Below are 25,486 nucleotides of genomic sequence, written 5' to 3' on the forward strand. Positions count from 1 at the left end.
AGAGGAGACCGACATGAGTGCCGCCGCGATTGATCTGAACGACCTTCCGGAAAAGCTGACCGGGCCGTCTGCCTGGGTTGGCCGCGAGATGGCCGGAAACCCTGATCGGTGGCTGTACCGGCTCGACGAGGCGGATATCGCCGATCTGGAGCAGGCGGCGGAGCATTTCCTGGGCCTTGGCCGGGACGTGGGCGAGATCACGCGGGAAGATTTTCCCCTGCAGCGCTTCACCGGCCACCTGAAGGACCTGCGGCACACGATGCGCGAGGGTGTAGGTGTCGAGGTGCTGCGCGGGCTGCCCGTCGAACGGTACAGTCAGCAGATGGCGGCGACCATCTTCTGCGGGATCGGTGCGCATATCGGCAGCGCGCGGTCGCAGAATGCGCAAGGCCACATCCTCGGCCATGTGCGCGATATCGGGGCGGATGCCAACGACCCGAACAGCCGGATCTACCAGACTTCGGCGCGGCAGACCTTCCATACCGACAGCGCCGACGTGGTGGGCCTTCTGTGCCTGAAGAAAGCGAAGGAAGGCGGCCGGTCGCTGCTGGTCAGCGCCGAGAGCATCTATAACCGCATGCGGGCGGAGCGGCCGGACCTGCTGCTGAAGCTGTTCGATCCCATCGCCACGGACCGTCGGGGCGAGGTGCCGGACGGCGCGAAGCCGTTCATGGAGATCCCGGTGCTGAGCTGGCATGACGGGTGCCTGACGGTCTTTTACCAGCGGCAGTATATCGACAGCGCCCAGCGGTTCGACGAGGCGATGCGGCTGACGCCGGAGCATGTCGAGGCGCTCGACATGTTCGACCGGCTGGCCGACGATCCGGAGCTGAACTTCGCCATGGACCTCGAGCCGGGGGACATGCAGTTCGTCTACAACCATTCGCAGCTGCATGACCGGACCGGCTTTCTCGACTGGCCCGACCCGAAGGAGCGCCGCCACCTGCTGCGCCTCTGGCTGTCGCTGGAGGGGGACCGGCCGCTGCCGGAGTGTTTCCGGGAGCGCTACGGCTCGATCGAGATCGGCAATCGGGGCGGGATCATCACGAAGGAGACGCGGCTCCACGCCCCGCTCGACTAGCCGGGGTCCGTCGCCCCTACCCTTTCGGCACGTCCGGCAGCGTCGTCTCCTCCGCGTTGCCGATGATATGACGGCGCAACATCAGCGCGACCGACAGGATCGTCAGCGCCCAGAAGATCCAGGTGATCCAGCTTCGGACGAAGATGGTCAGGCTGCCCTGTGACAGGAGCAGCGACTGCCGGAAACTGTCTTCGAGCATCGGGCCGAGGATGAAGGCGATGAGGAAGGGCGCCGACGGCACCTGCATCCGCATCATGATGAAGCCGAGGATGCCGAAGGCGACCATCACGTAGATGTCGAAGAAGGAGTTGTTGACCGCGTAGGCGCCGAAGACGCAGAGCACCATGACGATGGGATAGAGGTATCGCATCGGGATCGAGGCGATATGTCGGAAAAGGCGGATCGCGGCCTTGCCGATGATCAGCAGGAAGAGCGAGCTGATCGAGATGCCGATGAAGAGGGCATAGATCAGGTCGATGTTCTGCTCGAACAGCATCGGGCCGGGGCGCAGGCCGTGGACCATGAAGGCGCCGAGGATGACGGCGGTGATCACGTCGCCCGGGATGCCCAGCGCCAGCAGCGGGATCATCGTGGAGCCGGCGACGCCGTTGTTGCCGGCCTCGGCGGCCGCCACGCCCTCGAGCTCGCCCTTGCCGAAATTCTTGCGGTTGGGCGAGCGGCGCATCGCCTCGGAATAGGAGACGAAGGCCGAGGGCGCGCCGCCGATGCCGGGGATGGCGCCGAGGACGACGCCGATCAGGCTGCCGCGGAAGATCGAGCGGAAGCAGCGGCGGAAATCGGCGAAGGTGGCGCGGGTGCCGGTGGGGTCGGCGGGGACCTTTTCGGGCGCGCCGCGCTTGGCATATCCGTTGAGGATTTCGGGGATCGCGAAGAGCCCGATCAGGAGCGGGATGAAGGCGAGCCCACCCAGCAGGTTGGCATTGCCGAAGGTGAACCGGTCGGTGCCGTAGATCAGGTCGAGCCCCACGGTGGCGAGCAGCAGGCCCGCCCCGGCCGAGATGAACCCGCGCAGCAGGCTTTCGCCGGAGACCGACGCGATGATGGTGAGCGAGAAGAAGATCAGCGTGAAATTCTCGGGCGGGCCGAAGCTGGTGACGAGGGCGGCGAGGTAGCCCACCAGCAGGATCAGCGAGAGGTTGGAGACGAGATCGGCGAAACAGGAGGCGTAGAGCGCCATGTCGAGCGCCCTGCCCGCCTGCCCCTTCTGCGCCAGCGGATAGCCGTCGAACACCGAACAGGAGGCCGCCGGCGTGCCCGGCGCGCGGACTAGGATCGCCGGGATCGAGCCGCCATAGACGCCGCCCTTGTAGACCCCCAGCAGCAGCAGGATGCCGGTGACCGGCGGCAGGGTGAAAGTGAACGGCAGGGTCAGGGCGACGGCCATGGTCGAGGTCATGCCGGGGATGGCGCCGACGATCACGCCGATCGCGATGCCGCCCGCCAGGGCCACGAGGTTGTAGACGTTCAGGAAGAGGATGAAGGCGTCCGAGATGTTCTCGATCATGGCGTCAGACCTTCAGAATATGGCGTTCAGGGGGCCCAGCGGAACCGGCACCCGGGCGACGAAGCGAAAGAACAGGTAGAGGCCCGCCACGATGGCGACGGTCAGGATGACGGCCTTTGGCCATTGCCTCCGGTCATGCAGCAGGATCATCGCGACGAGCAGCGCCATCGCCGGCAGCACCACGCCGAAGGATTTCAGCAGGGCGCAAAGCCGACCATGAGCAGGGCCGCCACGATGACGCGCAGGTCGCTGAGGTCGAAGGGAGGCGTGTCGGCGAGCGGATCGGCCTGATCGCTGGCGCCGCCCTCGCCCGCCTGCCGCGCGCGGAGATGGTCGACATAGGCGCGGATGGCCAGCAGGGCGCTCAGCCCGGCGACGCTGACGAGGATGATGCGGGGCCAGAATGTCGGGGAGAGGGCGAGGTTGGGGATCACCTTGGGCGCCTTGACCGCCCAGGGGAGGATGCCGAACAGGATGATCAGGGCCATGGCGCAAACGGCCAGCCCGAGCACGACGTCTCGCTTGTGATCGGTCTTCACGGACGGTCCCTCCGGTTGCGGCCGATCGCGGATCGGCGGATCAGGATGTGCGGCGGGCGCGCCGGCCGCACCGTCGTCGGACGGTCCTAGTCGATCTGGAGGCCTAGCCTTTCGACCAGTCCACGGAAGGTGGTGTACTGGTTCTCGACGAATTCGACGGTCTCTTCGGGGGAGAGGATCATCGGGACGGAGCCGAGCGACTCGGTCTGCTTGACCCATCGCTCGTCTGCCGAGACCTGCTGGAGCGCGTCGGTCCAGACGGAGATCACCTCGTCCCCCATGTCCGGCGGGCCGACGAGGCCGGACCAGCCGACCAGCGCCTCGAGATCGGGATATCCGAGTTCGGACGCGGTCTGCACGTCGGGCAGCGAGTCGACCCGCTCGGGCGTGGTCACAACCAGCGGGCGGAGCTGGCCGCCTTCGATCTGGCTGATGATGGCCGAGATGTTGGAGCAGACGAAATCGACCTGTCCGGTGGCCGCCGCGGCCGCGGCCGCGCCGCCGCCCTGGAACGGGATATGCGTGGCCGCGACGGCGGGGTCCTCGAAGCCTAGCACGTCGAGCAGCATGATGCCGCCGAGATGGTGCAGCGTGCCGACACCGGCCGAACTGTAGGTGATGGCGCCGGGGTTGGCCTCGATCGCGTCGCGCAGGTCATCGAGGGATTCATAGGGCTTGGACGTGGCCGTCGCGCAGGCGGCCGGGTTGATCTCGAGCAGGCCGAGATAGGTGAAATCGTCCCACTCGTAGGGCATGGACGACTTGATCGCCGGCGAAATGCTGTGCGAGCCGATCCGGGCCAGCAGCAGGTTGTAGCCGTCGGGATCGGCGTTGCGGACATAGGCCGAGCCGGTGGCGCCACCGGCGCCGGCGCGGTTGGTCACCAGCACCGGCTGGCCCACGAAATCCGGCGCGACGTTGGCAAGGTTGCGCGCCGCGAGGTCCGAGGCGCCGCCGGGCCCGTAGGGCGCAGTCAGTTGCACCGGCTGCGACGGGTAATCCTGCGCCGCCGCCGGCATGGCGGTCATGGCGGCGACAGCCACGCCGACAAGAAGTTTTGACTTCGTCATTTGGTTCCTCCCAGTTCGTTTTGCTGGACGCACGTGGCGCCCGTTCAGCGGACCTCCTCTCTGTCCGCCTTATTCCCGCGCCGGCGAGGCGTTCGCCTGATCCGCGGACAATTCGAGACTGATCTCGAATTTCACCATGTCCCCGCGATAGGAGACGTCGTTGTAATAGAGAACCGTGCCATCCGGCGCCGTCAGGATGCGCCGGATATCGCCCAGCGGTGCGCTGAGCGGCAGGCCGAGCAGGCCGGCCTTGTCCATGTCGGCCTGTCCGATGGTCAGGGTCTGATGGCACTTGGCGATGGTCACGCCGGGCAGCGATTCGATCACCGGGATGATGGTTTCGTGGTCGAACCGCTCGGGGCATCGGTCATAGAGATCGGAGGCGATGTAGGCGTCGGCCACGAGGCAATCGAGCCCTTTCAGCGCGTTCACCCGGCGCAGGTAGACATAGGAGGACGCCGCCTTGCCGCCCTTGAGGTCGCCCCGGGACGGAAGTTCGACATTCTCGCGCTTCTCGATCAGGCGCGGGTCGGTCTTGGTCACCATGTCGAGCAGTTCGGGCCAGTCGAGCCCGACCGCGAAGCTGTCGTCGCCCGTGGAATTCTCGGTGACGAAGGTGCCGGCGCCCTGCTGGCGGTAGAGCCGGCCTTCGGATTCGAGAATCGCCACGGCCTGGCGGATGGTGACGGTGGCGACGCGGAATTCCTCGGCCAGTTCGGAGATCGGCTTGAGCCGGTCGCCGGGGGCAAGCGCGCCCGATCGCAGGCGCTGGCGCAGGATGTCCGCGACATGCAGGTAAAGCTTTCCCGGACTGTTCCTCAGGATGTCCATTCTTCGACCCTTTCCTTCGCCGGACGGAAGGCGCGCCGCCGGGGCAAGGCCCGGCATTCCGAGGATGGTAGCAAATGAAGGATCGACCCGTCCAGAAAATTGTTATTGTTTTTATGTCATTCCAATCTTAGAATGATTCTGCGAGTGAATCCGTCGGCACCAAGGGAGGGGACCGATGTCCGAGCTGGTCAACGAAGAGCGTCATGGATCCGGCACGGTGCTGCTGCGGCTGAACCGGCCCGAGGCGCGCAACGCACTCAGCGACGCGCTGCGCAAGGCGCTGACCGACCGGTTCGCGGCGCTCTATGACGACCCGGACGCGCGGTGTGTCGTGGTAACGGGCGACGAGCGGGCCTTTGTCGCTGGGGCCGATATCAAGGTGATGGCCGAGATGGGCACCGCCGAGATCACCCGCACCAATATCCGCCGGATGTGGGGCGTGATCGCCCATTGCCCCCTGCCCTTCATCGCCGCGGTGCGCGGCGCGGCCTACGGTGGCGGCTGCGAGCTGGCCATGCATGCCGACATCATCGTCGCCGGGGAAAACGCGAAATTCGCCCAGCCCGAGATCAAGGTCGGCATCATGCCCGGCGGCGGCGGCACCCAGCGGCTGTTGCGGGCCGTGGGCAAGTTCAAGGCGATGAAGCTGATGCTGACCGGCGAGCCGATCAGCGGGCGCGAGGCGTTCGAGATGGGGTTGGCCAGCGAATGCGTGCCAGATGACGAGGTGCTGGACCGGGCGCTGGAGCTGGCCGGGCAGATCGCCGCCATGCCGCCGCTCGCCGCGCGGCGGATCAAGGAGGTGGTGCTGGCCGGGCACGATACCTCGCTCGAGGCGGGGCTGATGCTGGAACGGCGCACCTTCGACACGCTCTTCGACACCGAGGACAAGGCCGAGGGCATGCGCGCCTTCATCGAGAAACGGAAGCCGGAATTCAAAGGAAGATGACAATGGGAATGAGCGAAACCCCGACCGTGGGGATCGTGGGCGCCGGCGCCATGGGGCGCGGGATTGCACAGGTGGCCGCGACCGGCGGCTGCAAGGTCCTGCTGCACGACGCGCGATCCGAGGCCACCGACGAGGCGCTGACCTTCATCGGCGGCATGCTGGACCGGGCCGCCGAGAAGGAGCGGATGACGGCCGAGGCGGCGGGCAAGGCGAAGAGCCTGCTGAACAAGGCCGAGGGGATCGACGCCTTTGCCGGGTGCGACGTTGTCATCGAGGCGGTGTCGGAGGATATGGGGCTGAAAACCAAGGTCTTCGCCGCCCTCGAGGAGGCGACGGGCGAGGCGTGTATCCTGGCGAGCAACACCTCGTCGCTGTCGATTACGCGACTTGCGGCGGCATGTGATCACCCGGAACGGGTGGCGGGCTTTCACTTCTTCAACCCGGTGCCGCTCATGCCGCTGGTCGAGGTGATCGCCGGGATCCGCACCGAGCCGTCGGTGATCGACCGGCTGATCGAGCTAGGCAAGGCGATGGGCCGCACGCCCGTGCGGGTGGCCGATGCGCCGGGCTTCTTGGTGAACCAGGTCGGCCGGGGCTACACGCTGGAGGCCACGAACCTGGTGGCCGAGGGGGTGGCCGAGTTCGCCGATGTGGACCGGATCATGCGCGATGCGGCGGGGTTCCGGATGGGGCCGTTCGAGCTGCTCGACCTGACGGCGCTGGACGTGACACACCCCGCCAGCATCGAGATTTACGAGCAGTCCTACCACGAGCCGCGCTTCCGGCCCGCCATGCTGATGGGTCAGCGGATGCAGGCCGGGCTTTTGGGGCGGAAGACGAAGCAAGGGCATTACGCCTACGAAGACGGCAAGCAGCAGCGGCCGGAGGAGCCGGAGGCGCCGGCATTCGACGGCGGCACCTTCTGGGTCGAGCCCGGCGAGGATGCGGCGGCGTTGCAGGAGATCGTGCGCGCCTCGGGCGCCGAATTGGACGAGGGGGAGCGGCCCACGGGCGATAGCATCATCCTGATCGCGCCGCTGGGGCTGGATGCCAGCACCCACGCCGCCCGCGCCGGGCTGGACCCGGAGCGTACGGTGGCCGTCGACCCGCTATTCGGCTTCAAGGGCCGGCGCACGGTCATGCAGACCATCGTCACAAGGCCGGAGGTGATGCGGAAGGTCCATGCGATGCTGGCGCAGGACGGCACGCCGGTGACGCCGATCAAGGACAGCCCCGGTTTCGTGGCCCAGCGGATCATCGCGATGATTTCCGCCATCGGCGCGAGCGTGGCGCAGAACGCGATTGCCACGCCGGAGGATATCGACCGGGCGGTGAAGCTGGGGCTCAACTATCCCAACGGACCGCTGGAGTTTGCCGACACGCTGGGACCTGCGCGAATCGTGCAGATCCTCGAGGGGATGAGCGACTGCACCGGCGATCCGCGCTATCGCACCGGGCCGTGGCTGCGGCGGCGGGCGGCGCTCGGGGTGTCGGCGACCACGGTGGAACCGGCGCCGCGGGCGTGACCGGCGGCAAAAGGGACAAGATCAAACGCCTAGCGAAAGGAACAACCCATGCTTGACGCCTATATCTATGACGGGCTGCGCAGCCCTTTCGGACGCTCGGGCGGCGCGCTGGCCGGGATCCGGCCCGATGACCTGCTGGCCGAGGTGATCCGCCCGCTGATGGAGCGCTCGAAGCTGGAAGGCGGCGCCATCGACGACGTGATCGTCGGCTGCGGCAACCAGGCGGGGGAGGACAGCCGCTGTGTCGCGCGCCATGCCGCCCTGCGCGCCGGGCTGCCGGTGGAGGTGCCGGGCACGGTGGTGCAGCGCAATTGCGGCAGCGGGCTGGGCGCGATGGTCTCGGCCGCGCATGCGCTGACCTGCGGCGAGGGCGACGTGGTGATCTCGGGCGGGGTGGAGAGCATGAGCCGGTCGCCCTTCGTGATCGCCAAGCATGGCAAGCCCTATGCCCGGCAGCTCGACTGGTATGACAGCGCCGTGGGGGCGCGTTTCCCGAACCCGAAGCTGGAGCAGGAATTCGGCAGCGATTCCATGCCGCAGACCGCCGACAACCTGGCCGAGGAGCACGGGATAACGCGGGAGGAGAGCGATGCCTTCGCCCTGCGCTCGCAACAGGGGTGGGCCAAGGCGCAGGAACAGGGGTTCTTCGGCGCCGAGGTGACGCCGATCACCGTGCCCGGCGGGCGGGGCCGCGAGGATGTGACGGTGGAGACCGACGAGCATCCCCGGCCGAAAACCGATATGGAGGGGCTGGCCAAGCTGCGCGCGCTCAATGCCGGCGGTGTCACGACGGCGGGCAGCGCCTCGGGCCTCAATGACGGGGCGGTGGCGCTGATGATGGGCAGCCGGGCGGCCGGTGAGAGGATCGGGCGCGAGCCGATTGCGCGTATCCTTGCGAGCGGCGTGGCGGGCGTGCCGCCGAGGACCATGGGGTTCGGCCCGGTGCCGGCCTCGAAGCTGGCGCTGGAGCGGGCCGGGCTTTCCCTGTCGGACATGGCGGTGATCGAGATCAACGAGGCCTTTGCCGCGCAGGCGCTGGCCTGTGTGAAGGGGCTGGGCCTGTCCTATGACGACGACCGGGTGAACCCCAATGGCGGCGCGATCGCCATTGGCCACCCGCTGGGCGCCTCGGGGCCGCGGATCGCGCTGACGGCCATTCACGAGGCCAAACGCCGGGGCGGGAAATACGCGCTGGCCAGCATGTGCATCGGTATGGGCCAGGGCATCGCCATCGTCATGGAAGTGCTTTGATGGGCGAGGCCGGCAAGCCCCGGTTCGACTGGCGCGATCCGCTGCTGGTGGAGGACCTGCTGAGCGAGGAAGAGCGGATGATCCGCGACAGCGCCCGCGACTTTGCGCAGAAGCGGCTGATGCCGGTGATCCTCGACTGGCACCGGCACGAAACCTTCGACCCCGCCATCATGCGCGAGCTGGGCGAGATGGGGTTCCTCGGCATGCAGATCGAGGGCTATGGCTGTGCCGGGGCGAGCTATACCGCCTACGGGCTGGTGGCGCGGGAGCTGGAACGGGTGGATGCCGCGTTCCGCTCGGCCTGCGGGGTGCAGGGCGGGCTGGCGATGACTCCGATCCACCTTTTCGGCAGCGAAGAGCAAAAGGAAAAGTACCTGCCGCCGATGGCGCGGGGCGAGCTGATCGGGTGTTTCGGCCTGACGGAGCCCGACGCGGGGTCGGACCCGTCGCGGATGCGGGCGCGGGCGAAACAGGTGGACGGGGGCTATCGGCTGAGCGGGAACAAGGTGTGGATCACCCATGCCTCGATCGCCGATGTGCTGGTGGTCTGGGTGCGTGATGACGCGGGCGAGGTGCGGGGCTTTATCCTCGAACGCGGGATGACGGGGCTGGAGACGCGCAAGATCGAGGGAAAATTCTCGGTCCGCGCCTCGCCCACGGGCGAGATCGCGATGGACGAGGTGTTCGTGCCCGACGAGCAGGTTCTGCCCCTGGCGAAGGGTCTGTCGGCGCCGCTGACCTGTCTCAACCGGGCGCGGCTGGCGATCTGCTGGGGGTCGATGGGCGCGGCGGAGTTCTGCTGGCAGGCGTCGCGCGATTACGTGATGGAGCGCGAACAGTTCGGTCGCAAGCTGGCGGCGAGCCAGCTGGTGCAGGCGAAGCTGGCGGAGATGCAGAGCGAGATCGCCCTGTCGCTGCACGCCACCCTGCGATTGAGCCGGTTGCAGGACGAGGGCCGCGCGACGCCGGAGATGTTCTCGCTGGTGAAACGCAACGCGGCGCGCAAGGCGCTGGAGATCTGCCGGACTGCGCGGGACATGCATGGCGGCAACGGGATTTCGGACGAGTATCACGTGATCCGGCACATGATGAACCTCGAGGTCGAGAACACGCTGGAAGGCACCTATGACATCCATTCGCTGGTGCTGGGCGCGGCGCAGACCGGCATCCGGGCGTTCAGCGGTTAGGGAGACGGTGGCATGGCACAGACGAACCAGAAACCCATGGAGAACCGGACCGGGCGCGACGCGCTCGACTGCCTGCTCTCGCCGCGGTCGATTGCCATCATCGGGGTGTCGAGCGATTTCAACAAGCTCAACGGCCGGGTGATGAAATTCCTTCTGGAGAAGGGCTATACCGGCCGGATCTTCCCGGTGAACCCGAAATACGAGGAGGTCGGCGGGCATCCCTGTTTTGCCGCCATCGGGGCGATCGGGGAGGTGCCGAACCTTGCCGTCATCTCGGTGCCCGCGAAGGCGGTGCCGGGGCAGACCGAGGCCGCGGGGCAGGCCGGGGTGCGGGCGGCCATCGTCTTTAGCTCGGGCTTCGGCGAGATGGGCGAGGAAGGCCGCCGGGCGGAAGAGCAGGTGGTCGAGATCGCCCGGCGCCACGGCATGCGGCTTTGCGGGCCGAACACGCTGGGGGTGATCAACGCCTTCGACGGGGCGTTCGCGACCTTCACGCAGTACGGCATGGGGCCGACGCAGGCGGGTCCGGTGGGGTTCGTCACGCAGTCGGGCGCCTTCGGCACGGCCATCGCCGCGCTGGCGCGGAAGCGTGGGCTGGGGCTGGGGTACTTCGCCAATACCGGCAACGAGACCGATGTGACCTTTGCCGATTGCCTTGGCCGCATCGCCGAGGACAGCCGGATCACCACGCTGGCGGGCTATATCGAGGGGATCACCGACGGGCCCGGTTTCGTCACCGCCGCGCGGCGGGCGATGGAGCTGGGCAAGCCGCTGGTGGTGACCAAGGTGGGGCGGACGGAATCCGGCGCGAGGGCTGCGTCGTCGCATACCGGGGCGCTGGCCGGGGAGGATGCGGTGTTCGACGGGATCGCCCGGCAATACGGCGTGATCCGGGCGCGGAACGAGGAGCATATGCTGGACATCGTCGACATGTCGACGACGACCGCCTGCCCCGAGGGGCGGGGCGTGGGGATCGTCACGCAATCGGGCGGCGCGGGCGTGCTGATGAGCGACCGGGCCGAGGAGGTGGGGCTGGAGGTGCCGCGCCTGTCGGAGGAGACGGTGGCGCGGCTGAAGGGGATACTGCCCGACTTCGGCGCGGCCGGGAACCCGGTGGACGTGACGGCGCAGTTCATTGCCGATCCCTCGATGCTGAAAGAGAGCGTCAAGGCGGTGCTGGACGATCCGAACGTGCATGTGGCGGCGGTGTGGCTGCAGTTGATGGACGGGTTCGTCGAGACGCTGACCGAGACGTTCCGCGAATTGAAGGCGGAGACGGAGAAGCCGTTCGTGGTGAGCTGGGTGGCGGCGCCGGAGGACGGGCTGCGCGCTTTGCGGGAGTTGGGGATTTGTGCGCTAAGGGGGGCGGAGCCGACGATTGATGCGATCGCCGCGCTGGTGGACTGGAACGAGGCGCGCAAGGCGTGGCTGGCGGATGAGGGTAACGGGGAGTGTGCCCCCCTGCCCGCCCCCGGTGCGGGGTTCGTGCCGACGGAGAAGACGGCGGCGATGCTGGCCGAGGCGGGCGTTCCGGTGGCGCGGGTGGGCCTTGCGGGGAGTGCGGATGAGGCCGTGGCGATGGCCGAGGGGATCGGCTGGCCCGTGGCGCTGAAGATCGAGTCGGCGGATATCCTGCACAAGACGGAGATCGGCGGCGTGGAGATCGGGTTGGCCGGGCCGGAGGAACTGCGGGCGGCTTATGACAGGATTGTCGGGTGGGCGGCGAAAGCGGCGCCGGAGGCCCGGGTCGACGGGGTGATCGTGCAGGAGATGGGCGCGGGGAATGCCGAGCTGGTGATCGGGCTGCGGCGCGATCCGGGGTTCGGGCCGGTGGTGATGGTCGGGATGGGCGGCATCCTGATCGAGGTGCAGAAGGACGTGGTGTTTCACCGGGCGCCGGTGAGTGAGAGCGAGGCGGCCCGGATGCTCGACCGGTTGAAATCTAAACAAATCCTTAACGGGGTGCGGGGCGCGCCGCCGGTGGATCGCGCGGCGCTGTGCCGGATGATCGCGGCGGTGTCACGCTTCGGGGCCGCGGCGGGCGACTGGCTTCGGGAACTGGACCTGAACCCGGTGCTGGCCGGGCCGGAGGGCGCCATCGCGGTGGATTGCCTGCTTATGTCCGACAGGTAGGAAATGAACCGTTAACGGCGCGTGCGTGTCAGGCGGGCGCGGTGCGCAGGATGAGGGCGGTGTCCGGTTTGTCGCCGGGTTCGCCGGGCAGGCCGCTGCGGGGGCAGAGCCAGTCGCCTTCCGATGCTTCGGTTGCATCAGCCACCCAGAGGCGCCGCCCCTCCCTTTCCAGAACCGGCACGTCGCCCGGCGCGGCCGTCCAGCCGCCACCGGCGGTTTGCAGGGCGATGGCGGAGACCAGTTCGCCCGCGAGGCGCGGGTTGAAGCGGCGGTCGACAAGGCCGGTGCGGGTGAAATAGCCCCGGTCGGCGTCGTCCATCGTGTCGAGCACCACGTCGATACCGAAGCCCAGCCCGGCCATCGCCGTCTCGGCAAAGCGGCGGGCGTTGGCTGTCTCGTCGTCGAAGGTCTTGGCCGGGCTGGCCTCGGTGGATTTGACGTAGAGCACCGGCGTCTGGCCGGTCCGGTCCCTGAAGGCGGCGAGGCTGCCGGCGGTTTCCCATGGCGAGAGGCTGCGGGGGATGGTGAACTGGGCACCGTCGATGAGGCCGGGGTGGTTTTGGAAGAAACTCTCCAGCTCGTCGGTCTCGGCCACGGTGAAGCCGTGGCTGATGAGGTGGTTGAAGCGCGAACCGGTGTGCTTGGCGCCGTCCTTGCGGTTGACCCGCGAGAGATGGATGGTGACGCCGGTTTCGGATTTCAGCGCGGCGATGTCGGGAGCGAGGTCGCCGATCTCCTCCCAGTTCAGGACAAGCTCGAGCCGGTCGAGGAGCGGGGCGTGGTCGGCCAGCAGCTGGCGCTCCTCGGCGTCGGGCATGCCGTAGAGATAGACCTGGAAGCGGTGGCCGAGGCGGGTCAAAAGTTCCATCCGCCGGCGGATGCGGGGGTCGGCCAGGTCCTGGATCGGCACGCGGAGGCCGGGCAGGCCCATTTCCCAGAGCGCCATCAGCGGGTAGTCGTTGCGCGCCCGCTTGCGGCGGAATTCGTCGACGGCGCCGGAGGGGGCGACGACCATTTCCTCGGCCCAGCCGTGGCGCATGTCGACGAAGACGTGGGGCAGCGCGGCGGTCTTGACGTGCGGCCTTGGGGCGACGGGCCGGGCGGGGCCGTCGCCGGGCGCGAGGGTGGCGCCGTAGCTGCGGTGGTAGTGGGCCACGTGGCCGTGTTCGCGGATGTCGAGCGTGAGGAAGCCCAGCTTGGCCGCATCGTTGCGCCCCTTCTGGTCGCCGCCGTCGATCCGGTACATCTCGGAATAGTCGTGGCGGACGAAGCAGGTGGAGGGGGTGATGTAATAGTCGGTCTCGCCGATGCGGTCGTACCAGAAATTGTGGACATGGGCGCTGAACAGCGCTTCGGGCTTGTAGCGGCGCAGGAGGTCGAGGAACCAGCTTCGGGCGGGATCCTCGATATTGTCGTAGCTGCCGGGTTCGTGCGGGTCGCTGATATAGGGCGGGTAGTGGCTGAAGACGAAGACGCGCTCGTCCTGGTGGCGGGCGAGGGTGTCTTCCAGCCAGGCGGCCTGTTCCGCCTCGGCCGGGTCGCCGGAGTTCAGGAGCGGGGAGTTGATGATCACGAAGTGGCAGTGTTCGCGGGTGACGGCGTAGTAATCCTTGCCGAAATGCTTGCGGTAGAGGGCGATGAAGTCGGCGTTGACCATGCCGGCGGGCATCCATTTGACCGGCTTGTCGCCGATGTCGTGGTTGCCGGGGACGAGGTGGATGGGGCTTTCGAGGTCCTTGGCGATGGCGTGGAAATTGTCGGCCGCGGCGGCGTAGCTGGGCAGTTCGGGCACCGGGTTGACCATGTCGCCCAAATGGATCGTTAACGCGGGGGCGATCTGGTTCACCTGCGAAAAGACATGCCGGGCGCGGGGGTTCGCCTCGGCATTGGCGGGATAGGGGGAGGCGGAGAAATCCTCTTTCTCGTTCACGTGGGTGTCGGAGACGATCGCCACCTTGAAGAGTGACGCGCCGAGTGTGTGTTCCGTCATGATGCCCCTGCCCGCAGAATTGATTCCAACATTGGAATGATAGGGACGGCTGGCCGATTGTCAAAGCGGCCGGGCGGCCTGTTGCGCCTCGGCCGTGGCCTTGCGCGGGATGCGGCGGAGGGCTGTCAGCATGTCGTCGAGCCCGGCGCAGGGGATGGCGCCGGTCTCGGCGATCTCGGAGGTGACATCGGTCGGCAGGTCGGAGTTGGAGTTCTCGGGGATCTGGTTCAGCTTGCCGCCGATCAGGACGGGGAGGTCGAGGCCGCGGCGCGCGAGTTCGTCCATGACCTTGCGGGCATAGCCCAGCGCGATGCCGTTATAGGTGCTGATGGCGATGACGTCGGCCCCGGCCTGCACGGCGCGGTCGACCAGCACCTCGGCGTCGAGGGCGACGCCGGCGTCGAGCACCTCGGCCTCCAGCCCGTCGAGCGCGCGGCTGACGAGATAGGCGCCGTGCTCGTGCACGTCGGTGGTGCCGATGGTCACGCGGAGGGGGGCGAGCGGGCCGTCCTTCGCCCGGGCGCGGGCAACCCAGTCGGCGGCCATCTCGTCAAGCTCCTCGGCCCAGTCGGCGGGCACGAGGGGGGCGCGGCGGGCTTGCGTCTGGGGGCCCTGCCCCCAGAGCGCCTCCATCCGTTTCGCACCCAGCCGGCGGATGGCCAGCATGAGCGCAGCCGGATCGGAGGTATCGACGCCGCGCTCGGCCAGCCCCGCAAGGGCGGTTTCAGCGAAGCGGCGGCCGCCCTCGACCAGTTGGGTGGCGACGGTGTCGATCTGTGTCCGGTCCATCAGGGCGGCATGGGCCGGGGCATGTTCGGCCAGCCGGGCGGCGAAGGTCTGGGCGTCGAGGATCTCGTCGACATCGGGGATGCGCAGGTTCTCGGTCACCGGCACGGGGTTGATGGCGTGGCCGGTATGGGCGCGGGTGAGTGCGCCGATATCGGCCAGCAGGTAGCTGGCGAGGCTGGCATAGTTGGCCGCCGGCGTGCCGCGATAGGAGACGGTGTTGCCGAAGAGCATGGTGCCGGGCGTCGTGACCTCGCGCGAGAGGGCCTCGAGGAACGCGGCGCGGGTCAGGGGCGAGGAGAAATGGTGGCCGAAACAGAAGGAGGCGCTGGCGCCGATCAGGTCCTCGACGATGTGCTTCTCGATCAGCATCATGCCGAAGGCGCTGGTCATGTCGAGGAAGAGCCCGGCGAAGCCGTCATCGAGGTTGGAGTGGACGAGGATGTCGGCCTCCTGTGCCGCGATCAGGCCGAGGGCGGTGACCGTGGCCTCGGTCGTGGCGATATCATCGTCCCAGTATGGCAGGCGGAAGGTGAAATACTGCCCCATGTTGCCGATCGAGGTGGCCCCGGCAACCAGCGCGGCCTGCACGTTGTGGAGCGCGCCGGGCAGGCCCAGCATGAAGTCACCGAAATGGGCGGCGGCGGGGCTGGCATTGGTGATGCGGGCGAAATCCTGCGGGTCGGTCAGCACGATGCCGGTGCCGCGGCCCGCGTCCTTGCGGCGGTCGGGCGGGTAGCCCATGGACCAGTCGAGGGTGATGCCGAACCGGTCGATCCGCACGTCGCGTTTCAGGGCGGAGGCGTGCAGATCGGCCATGGCGGAAACCGTGCGATCGATACTGCGGAAGCCGATATGGGCGTGCTGCATGATCCGGCCCTCGGCGGCCTTGCGGCGCTTGTAGGCGGCTTCGGAGGGGACTTGTTCGGTGTCGAGGAACAGGCAGGTGCCCAGCGGCCAGTCGGCGGCCATCCGGCGACCCTCGGCAAGAAGGTCGGCGCCGGGGCGCATCTCCGGAGCTGTCAGCGTGGGCTCGGGGGTCATCGGGCGGCTCCGGTCGGGTGGGGTGTCATGGTGCGGTTTGCTCGAATAGGTGGAAACGGGGACGTGAAAACCCTATCAGGCGGGGAGGACGACACAAGGCAAGGGGCTGGCGCAGGTGGCGCGGCCCGCGGCAGGGAAAGGCTGATAGAGGCATGAAACTTGGGGTGATCGGCGTCGGACATCTGGCAGGGGCTGTTCTGAAGGGGCTGCTGAACGGCGGTGTGGCGGCGGGGGATGTGTGCCTGTCGCCCCGCGGGCGCGGGCCGGAGATGGCGGAGCGGTTCGGGTTCGGGCTGGCCGAGGACAATGCCGCGCTGGTGGAGGCGTGCGACGTGGTTCTGCTGGCGGTGCGACCCGGCGATGCGGCGGAGGTGGTGCGCGGCCTGCCGTGGCGCGAGGGGCAGGTCGTGATGTCGGCCTGTGCCGGGGTGCGGATTGATCTTCTGGCCGAAGGGGCGGCGCCGGCGGAGGTGGTCAGGGTGATGCCGATCACCGCCTCGGAGCTGGGCGCGAGCCCGACGATCGTCTACCCGATGCGGGCGGAGGTGGCGCCGTACCTGGAGGCCATCGGCACGCCGATCCCGCTTGAGAGCGAAGAGCAGTTCGAAACCGCCACGGTCAGCGCCGCCGTCTATGGCTGGGCGCAGGCGATGATCCGGACGGGCACGGAATGGGGCGTGGCCAACGGGCTCGACCCGGCGGCGGCGCGGCAGTTGATGGCGCGGACCTTCGTGGCCTCGGGGCGGATACAGGGCGAGCAGGACGCGCCGATGGACGACATCCTTGCCAGCCTGTGCACCCCCGGCGGGATTACCGAGGCGGGGCTGCGCCATATCGAGGCGGAAGGCGTGCCGGAGGCGTGGGCGGGCGCCTGCGACCTCGTGCTGCGGAAGCTGCGAGGACAGGCCTGAAGCGGGCGTAAACCACTGGCGACGCGCCGGTTTCTCCCGCCTGCCCTGCCCTCGCGGTGACGCCATGGGCACGCGCTAGTCGTGCCCGATCGAGAAGTTGTTGCCGGCCTTGTCCTGCCCGCTGACGAGGTAGAGCGGGCGGACGCCGTAGCCCTGGGCGGGATGCTTCTTGCCGATCTCGGCGCCCAGCTCGTGATCGTAGAGCGAGGTGGCGGGCATCAGGCGGACGATGAAGGCGGCGCGGCGGCTGTCGGTGCGGTTCGCGCTGGAGCCGTGGATCATGTAGACGTCGTGGAACGACACCTGCCCCGCCCGCAGGATCAGGGGTTCGGCCTTGTCCTCATCGAAATACTCGGAATCGGTGACGAGGTTGATCGTCTTGTCGTCGCCGTCCTTCCAGGAATGGTTGAACAGTTCGTGCGCCTTGTGGGAGCCGGGGATGAATTTCATCGGGCCATTCTCGGGGGTGACGTCATCCAGCGGGATCCACATGGTCAGGGTTTCGAGCGGGCGGATCGGGTAATAGCCGCCATCCTGATGCCACGGGGTTTCCTTGCCGTTATGGGCCGGTTTGCCGAAGACGGTGGTGCCCCAGAGGATGATGTCCTCGCCGATGAGCTGGCGGGCGATGGCCATCAGTTCCGGCTGGGTCGCGAAGTCGAGCCAGCGTTCGGAGCCCTTGATGCCCATGGAGCCGCCGTTGGTCTGGTGCGGGGCGAGGATGATGTCGGATTCCACGTGCGGATTGCGGGCGAGGAGGTCGTCGTATTCCTGGCGCATCTCGGCGATCAGGTCCTGGGGAATCTCCCATTTCGGGACGATCCAGCCCTTCTCTCGATACTGCTGCACCTCGGCGTCGGAGAGCAGAACGCTCTGATCTACCTGTGAATTTTCCGTTGTGGTCATGGGGGTCTCCGGTTGGGTGGATTATCTGTCCGCAAAGCTGTCGACAGGCTTGACGACGACATTGACGGCCGAGGGTCATTCTGTCAACGATGGGATGGCTGATCGGGAGGATGCATGGCGAAGGCGGCGGCAGGCACGGTGGACATGGCGTATGAGCGGTTGCGCGACAAGCTGGTGGCGTTCGACGTCAAGCCGGGGGAGCGGCTGAACGAGTCGGAGATTGCCGCCGATCTGGCGATGAGCCGGGCGCCGATCCGGGAGGCGCTGAACCGGCTGGTGGCGGACGGGATGGTCAGCCTGGAGCCCGGGCGGGGGTTCTTCTGCCGGAAGCTAAGTGTCCGGGAAATAACGGATTTATACGATGTAAGGCTGGACCTCGAGACCGGCGCGCTGGTCGTGGTGCTGTCCTCGGCCACGGATGCGGCGCTGGCCGCGTTCGTGGGCAAGTGGCGGGCGGAGCTGGCACGGGGGGAGAGCCTGTCGCTGGACGAGCTGGTGAGCGCTGACGAGGCCTTTCACCTTGAGCTGGCGGCGATGGCCGGGAACGGGCCGAGGATGAAATTTCTCCATAATATCAATGACCGGATACGGTTCGTGCGCCGGATCAACCTTGAGGCGCCGGACCGGAACGGGGAGGCGCTGGCCGAGCATGCAAGGCTGTTGGAGGCGATCGCGGTGAGGGACTGGAAAACCGCGGTGGAGACCCTGCGGGAGCACCTGGCAAGGTCGACCGACGAGGTGCGGCTGATGGTGCAGAGCGCGCTGGCCAGGATCTATGCGGACGACGTGGCCTGACCCGGATTTTGGACGTCGGTATCGCGTCGGTATCACGTCGGTATTGCGTCGGTGTTCTTGCCAGACCGAAAGCGCGCATTTTTCCGGCATCAGCGCGGTGCAGCCGGCGAAAACTTGCGGCGATAAGTGCCGGGGGTGACGCGGGCAATGCGTTTGAAGAGGCGTCGGAAGGCCGCTGCGTCCTCGTAACCGACGGCCCAGCTTATCTGGTCGATCGGAAGGTCGCCCTGTTCGAGCATCCGCTTCGCCTGATCGACGCGGACCTGCTGGACATAGGCTATCGGAGACAGCCCGGTGGCCCGCTTGAAGCGGCGTTCGAAGGCACGGTCCGACAGGCCTGACCTGCCGGTCATTTCGGCGACCGGGCGCGCCACCGAAAAATTCTCGGCCAGCCAGTCCTGCTGCCGGGAGACGACCCGATCGCCATGCTGCGTGTCCGGCAGGAAGGGCAGATAGGGTGCCTGGCCCTCGGCATGACGTTCCAAAAGCTCGAACTTCGCCACCGCCTGCGCGGCCACCGGGCTGACAAAGCGCCCGATCAGGTAGAGCACCAGATCCTGCCACGAGGCGGCCCCGCCCGACATGACGAATTCCTCCCGTTCGCCGGCGGTGACAAGCACCTCGTCCAAGTGCAGTTCGACCTTGGGAAAGACCTCGTGAAAGGCTTTTCCAAACGCCCAATGGGTGGTTGCGGGCAGACCGTCCAGCAGGCCGGTCTCGGCCAGCAGGCCGAGGCCGGTGCAGGCGGAGCAGAGCACCGCTCCGCGCGCATGCGCGCGCTGCATCCACGCGACAAGCTCCGGATGTTGTCCGGCCGTCCAGCCCGTTTCGACCGCCATGGCCGGTACGATGAGGATATCGGTATGGACGACATCCGCGACAGCGCGTTCGACCGCAATGGGCAGACCGCTCCCGGCGGTAACCGTGCCCGGCGTCGATCCCACGATCTCGACCGCGAAAGGCGGCGAAGACGGCACCTCGTCGTGAAACTCCGCCACGACGGGAAAGGCCGTCAGCACTTCGTAGAGCCCGGCCACGGGCATCGCAAGGCTGCCCGGAACGGCAACGAGGCTTACGTGCATTTGCTGCGCTGGGGTCATTCTTGCCCTTCGCGACGGAAATGGACCGATGGCGCCGAGTCTCGCACTTACCGGGCGTGGTCTCAACCGGCAGGCTTTGCGGGCAAGCCAAGAAAGGAGATTCAGATGTTGTTCAACACGCAAATCCCCCGCACGGTCGTCACGGCGATGGCCTTGTCGACCACACTGTCCGGCGCGGCCGGGGCGGGCCCCGGCGCCGCCAGCGAGATCGAGGACAGGCTTGGCCAGTACGAGGCCCGTTTCAACAGCGCTGACCCCAAGGCAATTTCCCGGCTGTTCGACGAGGATGTCATCTATTACGGCCCGCTGGGGCAGGTATTCGAGGGCCGCGAGGCGGTCGAACAGCGATATCGGAACAGCTTCGAGGCCGGCTTTACCGATATGGAGGTCACGACGCTTGAAATCGAAGTGCGCGGCGACACGGCCTGGGACATCGCGCGCTATACGATAAAAGACCCCTCGGGCAAGCCGCTGTCGGGCTACCACCTGGCCATTCTGGAGCGGGTGGATGGCGAATGGCTCGTCCAGCGGACGCTGGTCAATGCCGTCATGCCGCAACCGCCCCAATAGCCGCATGTCCCTGTCTGAACGGGAGGGGTCGGGTCACATCCGGCGATGGCATCGCATGGTGCAGTTGCGATCGTTCGGGTGTTCCGGCCCCCTCACCCGCGCCGGCGTTTCGCCCCCCTGTCCCATGTCGTCCCCGTCACCCCCGCCTCGCGCAGGGGGAATTTCTGGATCTTGCCGGTCTGGGTCTTGGGCAGCGCGTCGGCGCGGTCGAGGTAGCGGGGGATCATGAAGGCGGGCATGCGGGGGGTGAGGAAGTCGATGAGGGCCTGCGGCTCCCACGCGGCGCCGGGCTTGAGGACGAGGACGGCCATCACCTCCTGTTCGGTATCGGCCGAGGCGACCGGGATGACCGCGCATTCGAGCACCGAGGGGTGGGCGAGGATCTGTTGTTCGACCTCCATCGAGGAGATGTTTTCGCCCCGGCGGCGGATGGCGTCCTTGACCCGGTCGACGAAGGCGAAGTTGCCGGCGTCGTCGCGGACCAGCATGTCGCCGGTATGGAGCCACTGGTTGCGCCAGGCTTTCGCCGTCCATTCCGGGTGGTTCCAGTAGCCCGCGGACATGATCCAGGGGCGTTTGGCGCGCACGACCGCTTCGCCCGGGGTGCCGTTCGGGACCTCCTCGTCATCGGCGTCGACGAGGCGGACCTCGTAGCGGTCCTCGGCCACGCGGCCGCAGGTTTTCGCGTCGTGCAGGTCGAAACCCGAGCGCGTGGGGCAGTTCATCTCGGTCCCGCCCCAGGTGGTGGAGACGCGGCAGGCGAAGCGGCGTTTGAAGTCCTCGACCTCGGGGATGAGGGGGACCATGAGCAGGCGGTCGAGCGGGGTGTCGGCGTCGGACGGAGTTTCGGGCTGGCGGTAGAGGAAGCTTGCCATGGCGCCGAGCAGGAAGGAGGCGGTGGCGCCGTGGCGGCGGATGTCGTGCCAGAAGCTGTCGGTGTGGAAGCCGCCCTGCACCACGGCGGTGCAGCCGGCGATGCAGGCGGCGTAGACCACGGCGAAGCGGCCGGCGATGTGGAAGAGCGGGATCGGGGCGAAATAGGTGTCGGTGTCGCGGAGGGCGAGCATCTCGGTCACGCCGAAGGCGTATTCGTAGACATGGGCGTGGGTCATCATCGCGCCCTTGGAGGGGCCGGTGGTGCCGGAGGTGTACATCACCGCCATGATGTCGTTGTAGCGGGGGGTTTCGCCGGTGAAGGGCGTGTCGGCGTAGAGGTCTGCGAGGGGGAGGATGGTGAAGCGGTCGAGGCCTTCGGGCACGTCGCCCTCGCCGGTGACGATCAGCCGGGTCAGGTGGTCGAGGCGGTCGGCGATGGGCGGGAGGCGGTCGAGGAAGTCGGTGTGGATGACCATGTCGCGGGCGAGCGAGTCGTTGATCATGTAGGCGAGGATGTCGCCGAGGTAGTGGTTGTTGAGCGGCACCTCGACCTGGCCGGTGCGGGCCAGCGCGCACCAGAGGTCGATGACCTCGATCCCGTCGGGGAGCATGCTGAGGATGGTTTCGCCCGGCGCGGGGCCGAGGGTGGAGAGGCCATGAGCCAGCCGCGCGGAGCGGTCGCCCATCTCGGCGTAGGTGAAGTTGTGGTTCGGCGTGGCGATCCACGTGGCGTCGGGCCGGTCAGCGATGCGGCGGGCCAGCACGGTGGCGAGGTCGCGCTCGCGGAGGGGATCGGCAAGGGGCTCGGCGGGCGCCATGGGCCCTAGCGCCCCTTGAATTTCGGCGGGCGCTTTTCGGAGAAGGCGCGGATCGCTTCGCCGTAATCCTCGGTATAGATCAGGTTGGTGATGGTCTGCTTTTCCAGTTCCAGCGCGGTTTCGAAATCGGCATCCACGACCCGTTGCAGCATGCGCTTGTGGGCGACGGTGGCGAGCGGCGCGCGGGAGATGATGCGGCGGGCCATGGCCTCGGCCGCCTGTTCCTCCTCGCCGTCGGGGACGAGCTTGTTGACGAGGCCGATGCGGTGGCCCTCCTTGGCGTCGATGAATTCGCCAGTCAGGACCAGTTCGCGGGCCTTGTTCATCCCGACTATGAGCGGCAGCAGCTTGGAGGCGCCGCCGGTGATGGTCATCCCGGCGTTGGATTCGGGGAAGCCGAAGACTGCGCTCTCGGCGGCGACGACGAGGTCGCTGTCGATCGCCACCTCGAAGCCGGCGCCGACGGCGTAGCCGCGCACGCAGGCGATGACCACCTTGCGGGCGGCGCGGATGATGCGGGGGATTTCCTGCAGGTTCTCGGTGATGTCCTCAACGATATCGAGGATCGGGTGGATCTCGCCGCTCTGGATCCGGGGGTATTCCTCCATCGCGACCTTGAGGTCGTCGCCGACGCTGAACGCCTCGCCATGGCTGCCGATGATGATCGCCTTGACCTCCGGGTCGGCGGAGGCCTCGCGCAGGACCTCGACGAAACGGCGCACCTCGGGCGGGTCGAAGGCGTTGAGCACTTCGGGCCGGTTGAAGCGGATCCAGCCGATCCCGTCTTTCACCTCGTATTGCAGTCTGGTCATTCGGGGCCTCCCTCGTGCCGGCGCGGTCTGGTGGGCCGGTCCTGTTCCACCGGCACAGGATTGCCGAAGCCCGGGCGCCGATCAAGGGGCATGGCGCGGGGCGCCCATGCCCGCCCCAGGTTCCGGGAGGCCGGCGGCGAGGGTTCGCTTCGGTTGCCGGGGTTGCGGCCGGGAGTTGAGCGAGGCGCCTTCGGGCGCCCCGCGGAGAGCCCACAGGTTCAGGTGGAGAGGAACGCGGCGATGCCGGCCTCGGCCACGTCGCGGTCCTGGGCCGGGGTGCCGGAGCTGACGCCGATGCCGCCGACGACGGTGCCGTCGACCACGACCGGTAGGCCGCCGCCCACCACCATGAGCCGGCCGGAGATGGCCGAGCCGATGCCGTAGGCGGGCGCGCCGGGCTGGCTGGCCTCGCCGTATTCATGGGTGGCCTTCCTGGCGCCGGAGGCGGTGAAGCTCTTGTCGATGGCGATGGTGATCGAGGTGACCTTGCCGCCATCCATCCGCTCGAAGGCGATGAGGTTGCCGCTTTCGTCGGTGATGGCGATGCACATGGGCACGCCGATTTCGTCGGCCCTGGCGCGGGCGCCGGCGAGGAGCTTGCCGGCGTCGGCGAGGTCGAGGCGGGTGACGGTCATCATGGGGTCTTGTCCTTTTCTCAGCTTGCCTTGGCCGCGCGCCGGGCGGCGTGCAGCAGGGGTTCGGTGTAGCCCGAGGGCTGTTCGGTGCCCTTGAAGATCAGGTCATGCGCCGCGGTGAAGGCCGGCCCGTCGAAGCCGGGGGCCATGGGGGTGTAGGCCGGGTCGTGGGCATTCTGGGCGTCGACCTTGGGGGCCATGCGCTTGAGCGAGGCTTCGACCTCGTCCGCCGAGGCGATGCCGTGCAGCAGCCAGTTGGCGAGGAACTGCGAGGAGATGCGCAGGGTGGCGCGATCTTCCATCAGGGCCACATCGTTGATGTCGGGCACCTTGGAGCAGCCGATGCCCTGATCGACCCAGCGGACCACGTAGCCGAGGATCGACTGGCAGCAATTGTCGAGCTCGTGCCGGACCTGATCGGCGGAGAGGTTGCGGCCGGTCATCAGCGGCAGGGTCAGGAGATCGTCGCGGGAAGCCTTCTGCCGCGATTTCATCTGTTCCTGCAGGGCGGCCACGTCGACGTGGTGGTAATGGGTGGCGTGGAGCGTGGCGGCGGTGGGCGACGGCACCCAGGCGGTGTTGGCGCCGGCGCGGGGGTGGCCGATCTTGGCCTCGAGCATCTCGGCCATCTCGTCGGGCTTGGCCCACATGCCCTTGCCGATCTGGCCGCGGCCCGCCATGCCGGCGGAGAGGCCCGCATCGACATTGCCGGCCTCGTAGGCGGCGAGCCACCTGGATTTCTGCATCTCGCCCTTGGGCACGACGGGCCCGGCCTGCATGGAGGTGTGGATCTCGTCGCCGGTGCGGTCGAGGAAGCCGGTGTTGATGAAGACGCAGCGGTTCTTCACGGCCTCGATGCAGGCCAGCAGGTTGACGGAGGTGCGGCGTTCCTCGTCCATCACGCCGATCTTGACGGTGTGGCGCGGCAGGCCGAGCAGATCTTCGACGCGGCCATAAAGACGGTCGGTGAAGGCCACTTCCTCGGGCCCGTGCATCTTGGGTTTGACCACGTAGACCGAGCCCGCGCGGGAGTTGCGGGGGCCGTCCTTGCCGAGGTCGTGCATGGCGGCGGCGACGGTGACGGCGGCGTCGAGCATCCCTTCGGGCGTTTCGTTCCCGTCCATCAGCACGGCATCGGTGGTCATCAGGTGGCCGACGTTGCGCACCAGCAGGAGGGCGCGGCCCGGGTGGGTGACGGTTTTGCCCTGCGGGTCGGTATAGGTGACGTCGGGGTTGAGGCGGCGGGTGACGGTCTTGCCGCCCTTCTCGAAGCTGTCCTCGAGGTCGCCGCGCATCAGGCCGAGCCAGTTGGTGTAGGCGAGGCACTTGTCCTCGGCATCTACGGCGGCGACGGAGTCCTCGCAATCCTGGATGGCGGTGAGGGCGCTTTCGAGCTTGACGTCGGCGATGTTGGCGGGGTCGTCCTTGCCGATGGGGGATGTGGGGTCGATGACCAGTTCGATGAGCAGGCCGTGGGCGGTGAGGATGATGTTGCCGCTGTCGGTGTTGCCGGCGAACTGGGCGGGGTCGGAGAGGTGGGTGGTGATGTCGCCAAGGGTGACGGAGAGGGTGCCGTTGGTGACCTCAAGGGCCGTGACATCGGCCCATTTGCCTTGCGCCAGGGGCGTGACCGCGTCGAGATGGGCGCGGGCCCATGCGATGACCTTCGCGCCGCGCTCCGGGTCGTAGCCGTCGCCCTGCGCTTCGCCCTCGATCACGTCGGTGCCGTAGAGCGCGTCGTAGAGCGAGCCCCAGCGGGCGTTGGCGGCGTTGAGTGCGAAGCGGGCGTTCATCACCGGCACGACAAGCTGGGGCCCGGCGACGGAGGCGATTTCGGGGTCGACGTTCTTGGTGTCGACGGTGAAGGGGGCGGGATCGGGCAGGAGGTAGCCGATCTCGCTCAGGAAGTCGCGATAGGCGGCGGGGTCGTGGGGCTGGCCCTGGCGGGAGGTGTGCCAGTCGTCGATCTGTTCCTGCAGTTTCTCGCGCTTGGCGAGAAGGGTCGCGTTCTCGGGCGCGAGGTCGCGCAGGAGCTCGGCATAGCCCGACCAGAAGGCGTCGGGCGTGACGCCGGTGAGAACTTCGTTCTCGATCAGATTGGCGAGGGGTTCGGCCACGGAGAGCCCGTGGCGGTCTACATACGCGGTCATT

22 protein-coding genes are annotated in these 25,486 nt (G+C 67.7%); 9 read left to right on the forward strand and 13 right to left on the reverse strand.

What is annotated here, in order from left to right; all coding sequences use genetic code 11:
• Window positions 1-13: 13 nt before the first annotated feature.
• Window positions 14-1,081: a TauD/TfdA family dioxygenase gene (locus RLN94_RS09750; RefSeq protein ID WP_350132497.1), complete on the forward strand. Its 1,068-nt coding sequence runs from the start codon at window positions 14-16 to the stop codon at window positions 1,079-1,081.
• A gap of 16 nt (window positions 1,082-1,097) precedes the next feature.
• Here RLN94_RS09750 and RLN94_RS09755 read toward each other — a convergent pair whose 3' ends face one another.
• The 5 genes from RLN94_RS09755 to RLN94_RS09775 all read right to left on the reverse strand — a co-directional run bounded on the left by RLN94_RS09755 (window position 1,098) and on the right by RLN94_RS09775 (window position 5,046).
• Window positions 1,098-2,606, reverse strand: coding sequence for a tripartite tricarboxylate transporter permease (locus tag RLN94_RS09755; protein WP_350132500.1), 1,509 nt, complete (start codon window positions 2,604-2,606; stop codon window positions 1,098-1,100).
• 12 nt (window positions 2,607-2,618) lie between these two features.
• On the reverse strand, window positions 2,619-2,774 hold the full coding sequence (locus RLN94_RS09760; RefSeq protein WP_350158547.1) for a hypothetical protein: 156 nt from the start codon (window positions 2,772-2,774) through the stop codon (window positions 2,619-2,621).
• Window positions 2,775-2,800: 26 nt separating this feature from the next.
• The gene (locus RLN94_RS09765) at window positions 2,801-3,145 is read right to left on the reverse strand and encodes a hypothetical protein (protein ID WP_350132506.1); all 345 of its coding nucleotides are present in this window, start codon (window positions 3,143-3,145) and stop codon (window positions 2,801-2,803) included.
• 86 nt (window positions 3,146-3,231) lie between these two features.
• Window positions 3,232-4,215 (reverse strand): Bug family tripartite tricarboxylate transporter substrate binding protein, encoded by a 984-nt coding sequence (locus RLN94_RS09770; protein WP_350132507.1) that lies wholly within the window; start codon window positions 4,213-4,215, stop codon window positions 3,232-3,234.
• Between the two features lie 69 nt (window positions 4,216-4,284).
• Complete coding sequence (locus RLN94_RS09775) at window positions 4,285-5,046, reverse strand: GntR family transcriptional regulator (RefSeq protein WP_350132510.1); 762 nt, start codon at window positions 5,044-5,046, stop codon at window positions 4,285-4,287.
• 175 nt (window positions 5,047-5,221) lie between these two features.
• Here RLN94_RS09775 and RLN94_RS09780 point away from each other — a divergent pair, with 175 nt between their 5' ends.
• The 5 genes from RLN94_RS09780 to RLN94_RS09800 are packed head-to-tail and all read left to right on the forward strand — an operon-like array spanning window position 5,222 to window position 12,092.
• Window positions 5,222-5,995 (forward strand): enoyl-CoA hydratase-related protein, encoded by a 774-nt coding sequence (locus tag RLN94_RS09780; RefSeq protein ID WP_350158548.1) that lies wholly within the window; start codon window positions 5,222-5,224, stop codon window positions 5,993-5,995.
• A 2-nt stretch (window positions 5,996-5,997) separates the two neighbouring features.
• On the forward strand, window positions 5,998-7,521 hold the full coding sequence (locus tag RLN94_RS09785; RefSeq protein WP_350132579.1) for a 3-hydroxyacyl-CoA dehydrogenase: 1,524 nt from the start codon (window positions 5,998-6,000) through the stop codon (window positions 7,519-7,521).
• A 48-nt stretch (window positions 7,522-7,569) separates the two neighbouring features.
• Complete coding sequence (locus RLN94_RS09790; protein ID WP_350132516.1) at window positions 7,570-8,772, forward strand: acetyl-CoA C-acyltransferase; 1,203 nt, start codon at window positions 7,570-7,572, stop codon at window positions 8,770-8,772.
• On the forward strand, window positions 8,772-9,959 hold the full coding sequence (locus RLN94_RS09795; RefSeq protein ID WP_350132519.1) for an acyl-CoA dehydrogenase: 1,188 nt from the start codon (window positions 8,772-8,774) through the stop codon (window positions 9,957-9,959). The genes RLN94_RS09790 and RLN94_RS09795 overlap by 1 nt, the downstream gene beginning before the upstream one ends.
• Window positions 9,960-9,971: 12 nt before the next feature.
• Entirely contained in the window at window positions 9,972-12,092 is a 2,121-nt protein-coding gene (locus RLN94_RS09800) for an acetate--CoA ligase family protein (RefSeq protein WP_350132522.1), read from the forward strand.
• A 28-nt stretch (window positions 12,093-12,120) separates the two neighbouring features.
• Here the strand turns inward: RLN94_RS09800 and RLN94_RS09805 are convergent, their stop codons facing one another.
• Together RLN94_RS09805 and RLN94_RS09810 are read right to left on the reverse strand one after the other, a co-directional pair.
• Window positions 12,121-14,082, reverse strand: a complete 1,962-nt coding sequence (locus RLN94_RS09805) for a metallophosphoesterase family protein (protein WP_350132525.1) — start codon at window positions 14,080-14,082, stop codon at window positions 12,121-12,123.
• Window positions 14,083-14,142: 60 nt separating this feature from the next.
• Window positions 14,143-15,912 (reverse strand): cobalamin-dependent protein, encoded by a 1,770-nt coding sequence (locus tag RLN94_RS09810; protein ID WP_350132528.1) that lies wholly within the window; start codon window positions 15,910-15,912, stop codon window positions 14,143-14,145.
• 152 nt (window positions 15,913-16,064) lie between these two features.
• Between RLN94_RS09810 and RLN94_RS09815 the strand changes: the two genes are divergently transcribed.
• Window positions 16,065-16,823 carry a pyrroline-5-carboxylate reductase family protein gene (locus tag RLN94_RS09815; RefSeq protein ID WP_350132531.1) on the forward strand — a complete coding sequence of 253 codons (759 nt, stop codon included), beginning with the start codon at window positions 16,065-16,067 and terminating at the stop codon, window positions 16,821-16,823.
• 75 nt (window positions 16,824-16,898) lie between these two features.
• Here RLN94_RS09815 and RLN94_RS09820 read toward each other — a convergent pair whose 3' ends face one another.
• Entirely contained in the window at window positions 16,899-17,729 is an 831-nt protein-coding gene (locus RLN94_RS09820; protein WP_350132534.1) for a phytanoyl-CoA dioxygenase family protein, read from the reverse strand.
• A gap of 114 nt (window positions 17,730-17,843) precedes the next feature.
• Here RLN94_RS09820 and RLN94_RS09825 point away from each other — a divergent pair, with 114 nt between their 5' ends.
• Entirely contained in the window at window positions 17,844-18,524 is a 681-nt protein-coding gene (locus RLN94_RS09825; RefSeq protein ID WP_350132536.1) for a GntR family transcriptional regulator, read from the forward strand.
• An 89-nt stretch (window positions 18,525-18,613) separates the two neighbouring features.
• On the opposite strand, the gene RLN94_RS09830 is transcribed toward RLN94_RS09825, so the two are convergent.
• Window positions 18,614-19,624: a GlxA family transcriptional regulator gene (locus RLN94_RS09830; RefSeq protein WP_350132539.1), complete on the reverse strand. Its 1,011-nt coding sequence runs from the start codon at window positions 19,622-19,624 to the stop codon at window positions 18,614-18,616.
• Between the two features lie 105 nt (window positions 19,625-19,729).
• On the opposite strand from RLN94_RS09830, the gene RLN94_RS09835 reads away from it, so the two are divergent.
• On the forward strand, window positions 19,730-20,194 hold the full coding sequence (locus tag RLN94_RS09835; protein ID WP_350132542.1) for a YybH family protein: 465 nt from the start codon (window positions 19,730-19,732) through the stop codon (window positions 20,192-20,194).
• Window positions 20,195-20,286: 92 nt separating this feature from the next.
• Here RLN94_RS09835 and RLN94_RS09840 read toward each other — a convergent pair whose 3' ends face one another.
• From RLN94_RS09840 to RLN94_RS09855, 4 genes are all read right to left on the reverse strand, one after another.
• Window positions 20,287-21,888 carry an AMP-binding protein gene (locus RLN94_RS09840; RefSeq protein WP_350132545.1) on the reverse strand — a complete coding sequence of 534 codons (1,602 nt, stop codon included), beginning with the start codon at window positions 21,886-21,888 and terminating at the stop codon, window positions 20,287-20,289.
• Window positions 21,889-21,893: 5 nt separating this feature from the next.
• A complete protein-coding gene (locus RLN94_RS09845) occupies window positions 21,894-22,700 on the reverse strand; it encodes an enoyl-CoA hydratase/isomerase family protein (protein WP_350132548.1) in 807 nt (268 codons plus the stop codon).
• A gap of 218 nt (window positions 22,701-22,918) precedes the next feature.
• Complete coding sequence (locus RLN94_RS09850; protein ID WP_350132551.1) at window positions 22,919-23,338, reverse strand: GlcG/HbpS family heme-binding protein; 420 nt, start codon at window positions 23,336-23,338, stop codon at window positions 22,919-22,921.
• A gap of 17 nt (window positions 23,339-23,355) precedes the next feature.
• Window positions 23,356-25,485, reverse strand: a complete 2,130-nt coding sequence (locus RLN94_RS09855; protein ID WP_350132554.1) for a malate synthase G — start codon at window positions 25,483-25,485, stop codon at window positions 23,356-23,358.
• Between the last annotated feature and the right edge of the window lies 1 nt (window position 25,486).

It is taken from the genome of Roseovarius sp. (assembly GCF_040223625.1).
GTDB lineage: Bacteria > Pseudomonadota > Alphaproteobacteria > Rhodobacterales > Rhodobacteraceae > Roseovarius.